We start from the raw sequence: 13,532 nt of genomic DNA, 5'->3' as shown, positions 1-13,532 counted from the left end.
CACCATTACCGATTCCACGAAACGACCGAAACACCATGGATTAAGCCGAATGACGCTGCCCCGCGCCCTCCGCATGACAGCCGATATATCGCTGGAATTTCTTTTCCTTAATGGCATCGATATGCACCAGAATCAGCGCATCGACACAGCTTGAAAATTGCGGATCGATATTGAATCCCAAAAACTCGCACCCACCCGGCTCGCACAATTCGACGTATTGTTTATATAACACCGGCACTTTGACACCGGATGCACCGAGTTTCTCTTTCAACAATGCAACCGCCTGTTTATATTCCGCTTCATCGTTAACGCGATCGTATTTTGCAAAATCTGTTGCGATACCGAATTCAAACGGTAATCTCGGCTCCACTAATTGTGTATTACTACCAAATAACGTGTCATAAAAACTGGCGATAACCTGCTGATCCGGTTTCGGCAGTGCGATGCTCATCGACACTGGTCCGGTCAGATAACGTATTCCCGGATGCCGGTGCAAATAAGCGCCAATGCCATACCACAAGTAATCCAGACTGCGTTTATTTTGATACCGGGGCTGGATAAAACTGCGCCCCAGCTCGATCGATTGATGCAAATAAGGCAAAAAATTATCACTGAACTTGAACAAACTGTGCGTATATAAACCATCCGCTCCGCGTGCTTTGAGAATTTCCGCCGCTTCACCGATACGGTACGAACCGATGATTTCCAACTCATCTTCATCCCACAAAATCAGGTGACGGTAGTAGCGATCATAACCATCGATATCCAGCGCGTTACCGGTACCTTCCTGCACTTGGCGGAACGACAACTCGCGCAATCGGCCTATTTCGCGCATCACGCTGGAATTAGGCAAATAATCGAACAGATAAATGTGCTTGCCGTCCTGCGTTTTACCGATCAACTGCGATGCTTTCAGTTCCTTGCGAATCTGCTTGGTGCGGACCGGATGAATAATATTCTCAATGGGCTTGAATAACTCTTTTTTCTTTTTCTTGCCGAGTAAATAGATCTGCTTGCGCATCAGCTTGGCCACGTCTTTTTTCGGCAAATCCATCGCTGCGATCGATTCCCACGGAATCGGTTTACCGATGCGGAACGGAATCTCACCGCCTTGCTTGTTGAACATCTCGTTGACCAGCATCATCGTGCCGAGCGGCTTGTAGATACTCGATAGCCCATAGAACACCGCGGAATTCTTACCACCGATGTGCACCGGCACAATCGGCGCATTGGTTTTCTTAGCCAACGACACAAAACCGGATTTCCATTTACCATCGCGTACGCCAAGCGGCGAAATACGCGACACTTCTCCGGTAGGAAACACAATCACCGCTTGTTCCGCTTCCAGCGCAGCCACAATCTGGTTCATGCTGTCGCGATGCTTTGTAACTTTAGAAAAATTATCAACCGATAACAACAAGCTTCTCAACGGATCGATACAATTTAACAAACTGGTCGCAACGATTTTCACATCGGTACGGATTTCCGATACCAGTTTCAGCAAGGCCAGTCCATCCAGTGAACCGAGCGGATGATTGGCTACGATCAATACCCGGCGCTGATCCGGAATCCGTGCCCGGTCTTTACTTGAAACCTGAAATGAAAAATTGAAATGCTCCAGCACCGCATCGTTGAACTCCAATCCTTCCAAATGCCGGTGCGTCTCGATAAAACGATTGATCTCATCCTGATGCAGTACGCGCTTCAGTAGCGAAGACGCCGCTTTCATCAGCGGCTTATCGCTCTGCACATCCGCTTCCGGAAAATAACCCTTTAACATCGCATCGACATCCAGCATCCAATGACTCCATTATGAAAATTGCATACTGGATACGATAGTGAATCAGTGTGACAGGATGATGACATTGGTTGAAACCTTTGCACGGTTACTACGCGGCACGGTAATTGCGTTAAAAATTTGCGAAAATGCTCATTTACCCCGTGTAAACTCCGCTTTTCGCAAATTTTTGCCTTATTCTCGTACCGCTCATGACACCGTGCAAAGGTCTCTGGTCGTTATTACAAACTTAATGCATTCACCAATTTGAGATACGCAGCCCAAGGACTGAAGTCACGGTTTGGAGTTGTGGAAGGAATACATAACAAATTACGCTTCTGGCCAAAAAATCCCATTTAGGTGTCCATCTTCGTCCTCCATTTCATGTCTTCATTTTATGAAACTTCGGACTCCATGAGAATCAGCATACCTCATACTTCCATTTGCTTAACCCATGAGTAACGCGATGAACAAAATGGGAATTCTGTTGCCGGATTACTTGAGCTTTCATTAAAACGAATTGGACCGATATATAAGTGCATAAGAGGTAACACGATGAAATATAAGATACAAATGATAAAAATGTATTGGTTGGGCACGGCAGTGATGCTGATCCTGTATACCTCGTCGGCTTGGGCCTTTACCATCGATGATGTCGCAAAACAGGCTCAATTATTAGCCGGCAAAAGCTATGAAACGCCGAAAAGCAACTTGCCCTCCGTATTCCGCGACATGAAATATGCGGATTATCAGCAGATTCAGTTTAATCATGATAAAGCTTACTGGAGCAGCCTGAAGACTCCATTCAAACTTGAGTTTTACCACCAGGGCATGTACTTCGATACGCCCGTCGAAATTAATGAAGTAACCGCCACATCAGTACATAAAATCAAATACAGTTCTGATTATTTCAATTTTGGCGATGTCCAGCATGACAAAGACACGGTGAAAGAGCTTGGTTTTGCCGGCTTCAAGGTACTGTATCCGATCAATAGCAAAAATAAAAACGACGAAATTCTCAGTATGCTCGGCGCCAGCTATTTTCGCGTGATAGGTGCAGGCCAGGTTTATGGTCTTTCCGCACGCGGCCTGGCTATCGACACCGCTCTGCCTTCCGGCGAAGAGTTTCCCCGGTTCCGGGAATTCTGGATCGAGCGGCCTAAACCGGCTGACAAGCGCCTGACAATCTATGCACTACTCGACTCTCCGCGCGCGACGGGCGCTTACCGCTTTGTCATGATCCTCATGGGCCGCGATATCGTGATCGACGTTCAATCGAAAATCTATCTGCGCGATAAGATCGGCAAGCTGGGCGTTGCACCATTGACGAGCATGTTCCTGTTTGGCTCTAACCAGCCTTCTCCGGCGACGAATTTCCGTCCTGAGTTACATGATTCTAACGGCCTCGCCATTCACACCGGTAATGGAGAGTGGATCTGGCGTCCACTGAGCAATCCGAAATATCTGGCCATCAGTAGTTTCTTCATGGAAAACCCGCAGGGCTTTGGTCTGCTGCAACGTGGCCGTCAATTCTTGCGTTTTGAAGATTTGGATGACCGTTACGATCTGCGTCCGAGCGCGTGGATAACGCCGAAAGGGGAATGGGGCAAAGGCAGAGTCGAATTGGTGGAAATTCCAACCAACGACGAAACCAACGACAACATCGTCGCTTTCTGGACGCCGGATCAACTGCCGGAAATTGGTCAAGAGATGAATTTCAAATACGCCATCACCTTCAGTCGCGATGAAGACAAACTGCATACACCGGATAATGCGTACGTCGTGCAGACTCTCCGCTCAACGGGTGATGTAAAACAGTCTAATCTGATTCGCCGGCCTGATGGCACAATCGCTTTCGTCGTCGATTTCACCGGCACGGAGATGAAGAAGTTGCCGCAGGATACGCCTGTTGCGGCTCAGGCCAGTATTGACGACAATGGTGAAATTGTCGAGAGCAGCGTGCGTTACAATCCGGTCATTAAAGGCTGGCGTTTGATGCTGCGTGTAAAAGTGAAAGATGTAAAGAAAATCACTGAGATGCGCGCTGCGCTAATCAGCGGTGACCAGATGCTGAGTGAAACCTGGAGCTATCAGTTACCTGCTGATGAATAAGGTAACTCAGTATATTGACGCGTTGCCGCTGACTGACGCTGAGAAAGCGGCGTTGCCGGCAATGAATATTCACGCCCTTCATGAGGCGCTGGATCCTGAACATCATCACTATGTGCGTGAAGATGATTCGCCGCTGGGGTCTGTGAAAGCGCGACTTGAGCAGAGCTGGCCTGATTCTCTGGTTGACGGGCAACTGCATAACGACAGCGAAGAACGCACGCAACTCGAGACGATGCCCAAAACGACGCGTTCATCGATGTTACCGGAACCGTGGCGCATCAATCCGATTAGCCGGTTCTGGGATCATCTGCGCGGACGCGATATCACGCCGCGCTATGTGTCGCGGCTGACGAAGGAGGAGCAAACTCACGAACAGCAATGGCGCACCGCCGGCACCATCCGCCGCTACATTTTGCTGCTGCTGACGTTGTCGCAAACCGTGGTTGCGACTTGGTATATGAAAACCATCCTTCCTTACCAAGGTTGGGCGCTAATCAATCCGGTCGATATGGTTGACCAGGATATGTGGGTATCATTTATGCAGCTGCTGCCTTATATCCTGCAAAGCGGCATTTTGATCCTTTTCGCTATTCTCTTCTGCTGGATATCCGCCGGCTTCTGGACGGCACTGATGGGCTTTTTGCAACTACTGATCGGTAAAGACAAATACAGTATTTCCGCATCGGCGGCAAGGGATGTGCCACTCAATCCTAAGCACCGTACGGCGTTGATTATGCCTATCTGCAACGAAGACGTGAATCGCGTATTCGCCGGATTGCGTGCGACCTGGGAGTCAGTGAAAGCGACAGGTCAACAACAGCACTTTGATGTCTATATTCTGAGCGACAGCTACAACCCTGATATCTGTGTTGCGGAACAGAAAGCGTGGATAGAGCTGATTGCAGAGGTTCAGGGCGAAGGCCGGGTCTTCTATCGCCGCCGTCGCCGCCGCGTGAAGCGTAAGAGCGGCAATATTGACGATTTCTGCCGCCGCTGGGGCAACCAATACAGCTACATGGTGGTACTGGATGCTGACTCGGTGATGTCAGGAGAATGTCTGACCAATCTGGTACGCTTGATGGAGGCTAACCCGAATGCCGGCATCATTCAGTCGTCGCCGAAAGCCTCAGGCATGAATACCCTCTACGCACGTTGCCAGCAGTTTGCGACACGCGTTTACGGACCGTTGTTTACTGCCGGCCTGCACTTCTGGCAATTAGGGGAATCACATTACTGGGGCCACAACGCCATCATCCGTGTGAAACCGTTTATTGAACACTGTGCATTGGCGCCGCTGCCGGGTGAGGGTTCTTTCGCAGGTTCCATTCTCTCTCACGACTTCGTGGAAGCGGCGTTAATGCGCCGTGCGGGGTGGGGAGTTTGGATCGCTTACGATCTGCCGGGTTCTTATGAAGAACTGCCGCCGAACCTGCTGGATGAACTTAAGCGCGACCGCCGCTGGTGTCACGGCAACCTGATGAACTTCCGCCTGTTCCTGGTGAAAGGCATGCATCCGGTACACCGCGCGGTGTTCCTGACCGGCGTCATGTCCTATCTTTCGGCACCGCTGTGGTTTATGTTCCTTGCGCTCTCCACCGCGCTGCAGGTGGTGCATACGCTCACGGAACCACAATACTTCCTGCAACCGTACCAGCTTTTTCCGGTGTGGCCGCGGTGGCGGCCGGAACTGGCGATCGCGTTGTTAGCCTCGACCATGATGCTACTGTTTCTACCCAAGTTGCTGAGTATTCTGCTTATTTGGTGCAAGGGAACGAAAGAGTACGGCGGATTCATTCGCGTCACGACCTCCCTGCTATTAGAGGTACTTTTCTCGGTGCTGCTGGCGCCGGTGCGTATGCTATTCCACACCGTATTCGTGGTCAGCGCGTTCCTTGGCTGGGAAGTGGTGTGGAACTCGCCGCAACGTGACGATGATTCCACCCCGTGGAGTGAAGCCTTTAGGCGTCATGGTTCTCAACTACTGCTGGGGCTGGTATGGGCCGTCGGAATGGCGTGGCTTGATCTGCGCTTCTTGTTCTGGCTGGCACCTATCGTCTTCTCGCTGATTCTGTCACCGCTTGTGTCGGTTATTTCCAGCCGCTCATCTGTTGGCCTGCGCGCCAAACGCTGGAAACTGTTCCTGATTCCGGAAGAATATTCGCCGCCTCAGGTGCTGGTGGATACAAACAACTATCTGGTGATGAATCGCAACCGCACGCTGGGCGATGGCTTTATGCATGCCGTGTTTCATCCATCATTCAACGCGCTGGCGACGGCGATAGCCACCGCGCGCCACCGCGAGAGCAAAGTGCTTGAGGTTGCCCGCGATCGTCACGTTGAACAGACGCTGAATGAAACCCCTGATAAACTCAACTACGATCGCCGTCTGGTATTGTTGAGTGATCCGGTCATCATGTCGCGTCTGCACTACCGTGTCTGGGCGATGCCGGAGAAATACGCTTCGTGGGTGAATTACTATCAGCAACTGACACTAAATCCGTTAGCATTGAAAGCGAAATAAACCGGGCATACTGGAGGGACAAGCCGATACAGCTTGACTCAAGACAAAGAATCCCCGGAAAATCCGGGGCGATTAATTAGTCAACTGCCGCAGCAAACCATCGCTGAATAATTTCAACCAACCACGCCGGCTCATCCAACGGCAAGTCATGCCCGGCGGATTCGTGTTCCACATAATCAGCATTCCAGGTTTTCGCCAGTCTTTGGCTACAACGGTAATCCACCAGCCGGTCCGCTCGGCTGGTGACGGCAAGCAGCGGTTGTTGCGGTTTTGTGGTCACTGAAAATTTCATGGCGGCGAGCAGTTGGTTTCTCGCGTTGGCTGGCGAGACCGGATTTTGTCGTTGCCAGTGCTGCCAGGATTCGAGCAGTTTTGTATCGTGTGGATGGCGATTGGAAGTCAATCGCAGAATGTCCGCTTCCCTTTGCGCAGCGGAACGAAAGATCAGAGGCAGAACCTGCGGATAAGCCATCCAGCGCAGGCGGTGGTAAAACGGCGACAGCGGTCTGGCGCTGGTGTTGATCAATACGGCTGCTTCGATTTCCGCGGAATAGCGGGTCATCCAGTCGATGGCGATCATGCCGCCCATCGACAACGCAATCAGCCGGATCGGTTGACTTAAATCGACCTGCTGACGCAGTGCTTCAGTCATACCGGCAATGGTGCTTGGACTGGCTTCCTGATAGCGCATACCATTACCGGGAATATCCGGCGTGCTGATCAACGCGCCGGGAAATTGTTGCTGTAAATGAATAGAGAATTCACCCCAATGCCGCGCTTCACGCCACAAACCGCGAAGCAACACGAAATGCGGCGAACGATTCATGAATACCATAATGCCAGCGCTTGTTGCTCCAACTGCGCCGCATCGCCGCGATCGAACCAGTGTTGGTACGACAAGGTAGCGTGCAATAAAAATTCCATCAGAATCAAATGGCTTCTTAACACCCGGTTAAGCCGGTGCGGTTTGATCGGATGATACAACCCGAGCAATTGCCGCAATTGCAGCGGATTCTTGCGAATCCAGCGCCACGAACCCATTTCCAATGTCAGCGGCAGAAAAACATTGCTCTGTTCCAACGACTGCAAATACAGAAAATCCCACAGATCGCCGTGCACCAGATAATGCTGCGATTGCGGCTCGAACAGGTAATCCTGATGCGGGTAGGTTTGCATAAATAAGCTGCGCAAATAACAAACTTCCTTCAGGTGCTTGATCGGTTCCAACCGGCTTCGTGCATATGGAAACCAGATTTGATTGCGAAAACCGAAACCGGAGTGGCAATCGAGCACGAGGCTGAACGGTGCGGGAAACACTTGCTGCGCGATAAAATCGCATAATGCTTGCGCCTCAGCTTGCATCGGTTCATTGCTTTTGCCGCGGTACCACGGCAAAGCGGGTGAAATCCGGTGTCCGCCAGCCAGCCAGATGGTCTTTTCATGACTATCAACCGGCGCGTTACGCATTAAATCAACTCCTTGTCCATTCGCGCGCGTGTTGTTTAACATCCCGGCGGGATTGACGATCGGCAGAAAATGAATCCGAACCCGCTGCAGCATATCAGCCAAAACCCGGTCCCATTTCAACCGCTCCAACAGTCCTTCGAGATACGCAATGACGACTTGCGTGCCGATACGTTCCAGCCCATGCACACCGGCAACATACGTTACACAGGGCACTCCCGGATCGTGGTTACCCAATGTCAGCGCATAAACCGGCAATGCACTTTCACCATGTGGCACCCGGCACAATACCCGGCTATGCAAATAGCCAGCATGATCCTCCTGCACAATCGCCTCGACTTGCTCTAATTCGGGAAATGATTGTTGAATCGTCGGCGGCGGGCGCATCATATCGAACGGAATCGGTCTCAGAAATATAAGTAACGATAAGAGGGCAATGTTACTCGAATCCTTTCGCCGGTATCAAAGAAAACCGCATTATTGCTCATCACTAATGAAAATATAATTAATATTTATATACTTATACGCAGATCCAAATTAATGAATGAATCAACCAAGGATCTTGTTCAACCTCATCTTAACCAGCGACATATTCCTCAGAATCAATTCAGAATCTGAATCAACTAACTCCGAGAATTAGCTCATTTAAAACGTGATTTTTCTCACATCAATATCATTTTTCTTAGCGTACGCTTGGTCAGTCTCATATAAACAAATTAACTCATCGCTGTTAAACAAAGTAGTTACTGCCACATTTTGGGGAGAAAATGTTATGCCTGCTGATTTAACGATCGAAGAACCAAATTCATTTGCGCAAAATTCAAAGGCACAAAATGATAATTTCTCGAGCTTAAATAACCGGAGCAGTTACATCTTGGATGTCCTGAAAAACGATCAAGGCGGTCAATCCAAAGTTCTATGGTCGTTAGATGAAGGCAGCGGTGCATGGAATGAACCATCCGATTTATTAAATCGAGACAGTGTCAATTCGATCGATAACAGTGAGTTAGGCGCGCAAATCTCGATTACTCAGGACGGCAAAGTATCTTACGTCATAACTCCGGAGCTGCAGTCAAAACTAAAGGACTTGGCGGTTGATGAAAGCTTAACTGATTCCTTCATTTACGCCATGAAACTGGGTCAAGGCGATAGTCCGCTGAATTGGGCTAAGGCGACCGTCACACTCAATGGTTTGAATCATGAGCCAGAGCTGACCGGAACGGCTGCCATCCTTCCCACCGGAACAAAAAATGCCGATTATAAAATTCTTACCAGCGATCTGCTGCAAGGATTCACGGATGCGGATAATGACGCATTATCGATTATCAATCTAACGGCAACGCATGGTCTATTGACGGAAACCGCCGATGGATGGATTTTTACGCCGGAAGCAAACTATGAAGGCAACATTGAACTTCGTTATGACGTTGTCGACGATCATGGCGGGAGTATCAGCACTACCCTGCAGTTCGCGTTGGAACCTTCCCTTTCGGACAATATACCGCCCAGTCTGATTTCCACACAACCTTTTGATGATTTTGATGCATATTCGGTTAACAATAATATTGTTCTGAATTTTGATGAGGCGGTTGTACCTGGTACCGGTCACATTATCATCAGTAACGGTTCCGATACTCGCGAAATTGCAGTCGATGACAGCAATCAGGTAATGTTCAGCGGTAGCAAGATCACCATCAACCCAAGTGCCAACCTGGTGCCGAATACAACGTATCATGTCGAGATTGCAAGCGGCGTGATCAACGATACATCGGGAAATTCTTTCGCAGGTATTACCGACCCTTCAGCTTTCAACTTTACCACCATCGCCGACACCGTTGCACCACAAGTATCATGGAGCTGGCCATACGATGGATCGTCATTCAAGCTTGATGACAATATCACTATCAGCTTCAATGAAGAGATCATGGCAGGATCAGGCGATATTATCATCAGCAATGGTAGCGATATCCGCACCATCGCCATTAATGACGCCAGTCAGGTAACCATTACCAACTACTTTAGCAGCGGCGCGGTCAACTACGGCTTCGTCACTATCAATCCCACGGAAGACTTGATTCCCGGCTCCACCTACCAGATTCAGGTTGCCAGTGGCGCAGTCACGGATACCTCGGGCAATGCCTGGGGTGGATTCAGTAACGCACCGAGTTTTACAACGACCAATTCGGATCCGCTTTTGAACTGGAGTAACCCTGGAGATGAAGCCACCGATTTCCAAGTTGATAGCAACATCGAACTTTACTTCGATGAAGCCGTTAAACCAGGCGGCATTGGCAATATCGTCATCAGCAACGGCTCCGATACCCGCACTATCGCAATCAATGACGCCAGCCAGATTACCTTCAGCGATTTCGGTCAAGTCATAGTCAATCCATCGGCTGATCTCATCCCTAACACTTCCTACAGCATTAAGATCGATAGCGGTGCCATTACCGATCTGGCCGGTAATCCCTACGCCGGTATCAGCGACGATACCACGCTCAATTTCTCTACGATTTCTTCGAATCCTCTGCTCTACTGGAGCAATCCTTGGGATGATTTCACGGACTTCCAGTCCGATCAGAATATCGAGTTGTATTTCAATGAAATGATTCAAGCCGGCAGCATTGGCAATATCGTCGTCAGCAACGGCTCCGATACCCGCACTATCGCGATCAACGATACCAGTCAAGTCACTTTTGACGGTTATAGTGGCGTTTCTATTAATCCATCCACCGATCTGGTTCCCGGCACCCATTACCACATCAAGATCGATAGCGGCGCCATTACCGACCTGGCCGGTAATCCCTACGCCGGTATCAGCGACGATACCGCGCTTGATTTCTTCACGATTACAAACGAGCCGCGACTATCCTGGAGCAACCCATCGGATGATTACACGGACTTCCCGGTTGATCAGAATATTGTGCTAAGTTTCAATGAAACGGTTCAGGCTGGCAGCAGCGGCAACATCGTCATCAGTAATGGTTCCGATACCCGCATCATTCCCATCACTGATACCAGTCAAGTTACTTTTAATGGCGGCAAGGTAACCATTGATCCCGCTGCCGATCTCATACCCAACACCAACTACAGCATCCGTATCGATAACGGCGCCATCACCGACTTGACCGGTAATGCGTATGCCGGAATCAACGACGATACTGTGCTCAATTTTTCTACAGTTTCATCGGAACCGCGGTTATCCTGGACCAATCCTTGGGACAACACGCCGGATTTCCCGGCTGACAACAATATTGAGCTATCTTTCAATGAAATGGTTAAGGCTGGCAGCAGCGGCAATATTGTCATCAGCAACGGTTCCGATACCCGCACTATCGCGATCAATGACAGCAGTCAAGTTACTTTTAGTGATTATGGCAGTGTCATTATCAACCCATCGTCCGATTTGATTCCCAACACTCACTACAGCGTTAAGATCGACAACGGCGCTATCACCGATTTAGCCGGTAATGCGTATGCCGGAATCAGCGACAACACGACACTTGATTTTTCCACGGTCACAACCGAGCCGCGGCTAACGTGGAGCAATCCCTGGGATGACTTCACGGATTTCCAAGCCGATCAGAACATCGTGCTGTATTTCAATCAAACAGTTAAACAAGGCGCTAACGGCAACATCATTATCAGCAACGGCTCCGATACCCGCACCATCGCCATCAATGACACCAGCCAGGTCACCTTTGACGGTGATCGTATTGTCACCATCAATCCGCTCACCGATCTGGTGCCCGGTACCCACTACAGCATTAAGATCGACAACGGCGCCATCACCGACTTGGATGGCAATGCCTATGCCGGGATCAGCGATAGCAGCACACTCGATTTCTTTACTATCACCACCGAACCTCGATTATCCGGAAGTTATCCTTGGGATGACTCTACAGATTTTCAAGTCGATCAGAATATCGAATTGTACTTCAACGAACTGGTTCAAGCGGGCAGCACTGGTAATATTGTCATTAGCAATGGCTCCGATACCCGCACTATCGCCATCAATGACACCAGCCAGGTCACATTCAATGGTTATGGCGGTGTTTCTATCAATCCGTCAGCGGATCTGATTCCCGGCACCCATTATCACATCAAGATCGATAGCGGCGCCATTACCGATCTGGATGGTAACGCCTACGTTGGCATCAGTGACGATACGACACTCAACTTCTCCACGATCACGACCGAGCCTCAACTATCCTGGAGCGATCCTTTGGATAACGCAACGGAATTCCAGGTTGATCACAATATTGAACTGCATTTCAATGAAGCGGTTCAGGCTGGCAGCAGCGGCAACATCGTCATCAGCAACGGCTCCGACACACGCACCATTGACATCCATGACAACAGTCAGGTCACAATCAATGGCGGTAAGGTCACCATTAATCCATCAGCCGATCTGATTCCCAATACGCATTACAACATTAAGATCGATAACGGTGCTATCACCGATCTGACCGGTAACGCTTATGCCGGTATCAACGACGATACCACGCTTGATTTCTCCACGGTTACAAGCGAACCTCGGTTATCCTGGAGCAATCCTTGGGATGATTACACCGGCTTCCAGATTGATCAAAATATCGAACTGTATTTCGATGAAGGGATACAGGCTGGCACTAGCGGCAATATTGTTATCAGTAACGGCTCCGATACGCGCACCATCGCAATCAGTGACAGCAGTCAAGTCACTTTTAACGGCAGCATGGTCACTATCAACCCTTTGGCTGATCTGGTTCCATTTACCGATTACAGCATCCACATCGATAATGGCGCCATCACCGATCTAGCCGGTAACATTTATGCCGGTATCAGTGACGACACGACCCTGAATTTCTCCACGATCACAACCGAACCGCAGTTGTCCTGGAGTAATCCTTGGGATGACTTTACGGATTTCCAAGTCGACCAGAATATTGTGTTGTATTTCAACCAAACAGTTAAACAAGGCGCTAACGGTAATATTATTATCAGCAATGGTTCCGACACCCGCACCATCGCCATCAATGACGCCAGTCAAGTGAGCTTCGATGGATACAATGGTGTAACCATCAACCCAATTGCCGATTTGATTCCTGACACCCACTACAGCATCAAAATTGATAATGGCGCCATCGTTGATTCAGAAGGAAATGCTTACGCCGGTATCAACGACGATACCACACTTGATTTCTCCACGATCACAACCGAACCCCGGTTATCCTGGAGCAACCCTTGGGACGATTACACCGACTTCCAAGTTGGCCAAAATATCGAATTGTATTTCAACGAGTGGGTTCAGGCTGGTAGCGCGGGCAACATCATTATCACCAACGGTTCCGATACCAGAACAATCGCGGCTAATGATTCCAGCCAGATCACATTTAACGGCAGCAAAGTTACCATCAATCCGATTCTGGATCTCGTTCCCAACACCGGTTACAGCGTCCTGATCGATAGCGGTGCCATTATGGATGTGGACGGAAATGCTTACGCCGGAATCAGTGATGATACCGCGCTTAATTTCACGACGGCTGCTGATGACGGAACCCTGATTGTCAGTCCGGTAATCATCGGATCGCCGGGATTGGCAGACTCTGATATCGCCGGATCCAATTTCCCCATTATTTAGTATAATAATCAGATAATAAGCGGTGTTATCGCGAT

Annotated in this window: 6 protein-coding genes; 3 read left to right on the top strand and 3 right to left on the bottom strand. The window is 49.5% G+C overall.

All coding sequences use genetic code 11. The features are described from left to right. Positions 1-40: 40 nt before the first annotated feature. Positions 41-1,798 (bottom strand): bifunctional ornithine lipid synthase OlsF, encoded by a 1,758-nt coding sequence (gene olsF, locus KF839_RS09235; RefSeq protein WP_292917548.1) that lies wholly within the window; start codon positions 1,796-1,798, stop codon positions 41-43. Between the two features lie 552 nt (positions 1,799-2,350). On the opposite strand from olsF, the gene mdoG reads away from it, so the two are divergent. Both mdoG and mdoH read left to right on the top strand, forming a co-directional pair. Beyond that, a complete protein-coding gene (mdoG, locus tag KF839_RS09230) occupies positions 2,351-3,889 on the top strand; it encodes a glucans biosynthesis protein MdoG (RefSeq protein WP_416362361.1) in 1,539 nt (512 codons plus the stop codon). Beyond that, positions 3,882-6,410: a glucans biosynthesis glucosyltransferase MdoH gene (gene mdoH / locus KF839_RS09225; protein ID WP_292917546.1), complete on the top strand. Its 2,529-nt coding sequence runs from the start codon at positions 3,882-3,884 to the stop codon at positions 6,408-6,410. Before mdoG ends, mdoH begins: the two co-directional genes overlap by 8 nt. Before the next feature lie 76 nt (positions 6,411-6,486). Here mdoH and KF839_RS09220 read toward each other — a convergent pair whose 3' ends face one another. Further along, the gene (locus KF839_RS09220) at positions 6,487-7,236 is read right to left on the bottom strand and encodes an alpha/beta fold hydrolase (RefSeq protein ID WP_292917545.1); all 750 of its coding nucleotides are present in this window, start codon (positions 7,234-7,236) and stop codon (positions 6,487-6,489) included. Beyond that, positions 7,233-8,264, bottom strand: coding sequence for a M14 family zinc carboxypeptidase (locus KF839_RS09215; protein ID WP_292917544.1), 1,032 nt, complete (start codon positions 8,262-8,264; stop codon positions 7,233-7,235). Before KF839_RS09215 ends, KF839_RS09220 begins: the two co-directional genes overlap by 4 nt. Before the next feature lie 382 nt (positions 8,265-8,646). On the opposite strand from KF839_RS09215, the gene KF839_RS09210 reads away from it, so the two are divergent. After that, a complete protein-coding gene (locus KF839_RS09210; protein WP_292917543.1) occupies positions 8,647-13,497 on the top strand; it encodes an Ig-like domain-containing protein in 4,851 nt (1,616 codons plus the stop codon). Positions 13,498-13,532: the final 35 nt, after the last annotated feature.

The sequence above is a fragment of the Nitrosomonas sp. genome, assembly GCF_019635155.1.
Classification (GTDB): Bacteria; Pseudomonadota; Gammaproteobacteria; order Burkholderiales; family Nitrosomonadaceae; genus Nitrosomonas.
This window is presented reverse-complemented; position numbering and strand designations above follow the sequence as displayed.

Bases quoted from the DNA above. Each gene is read 5' to 3' on its own strand.
- KF839_RS09215 (WP_292917544.1), bottom strand. From the start codon at position 8,264: ATGATGCGCCCGCCGCCGACGATTCAACAATCATTTCCCGAATTAGAG.
- mdoH (WP_292917546.1), top strand. From the start codon at position 3,882: ATGAATAAGGTAACTCAGTATATTGACGCGTTGCCGCTGACTGACGCT.
- KF839_RS09210 (WP_292917543.1), top strand. From the start codon at position 8,647: ATGCCTGCTGATTTAACGATCGAAGAACCAAATTCATTTGCGCAAAAT.
- KF839_RS09220 (WP_292917545.1), bottom strand. From the start codon at position 7,236: ATGAATCGTTCGCCGCATTTCGTGTTGCTTCGCGGTTTGTGGCGTGAA.
- olsF (WP_292917548.1), bottom strand. From the start codon at position 1,798: ATGCTGGATGTCGATGCGATGTTAAAGGGTTATTTTCCGGAAGCGGAT.
- mdoG (WP_416362361.1), top strand. From the start codon at position 2,351: ATGATAAAAATGTATTGGTTGGGCACGGCAGTGATGCTGATCCTGTAT.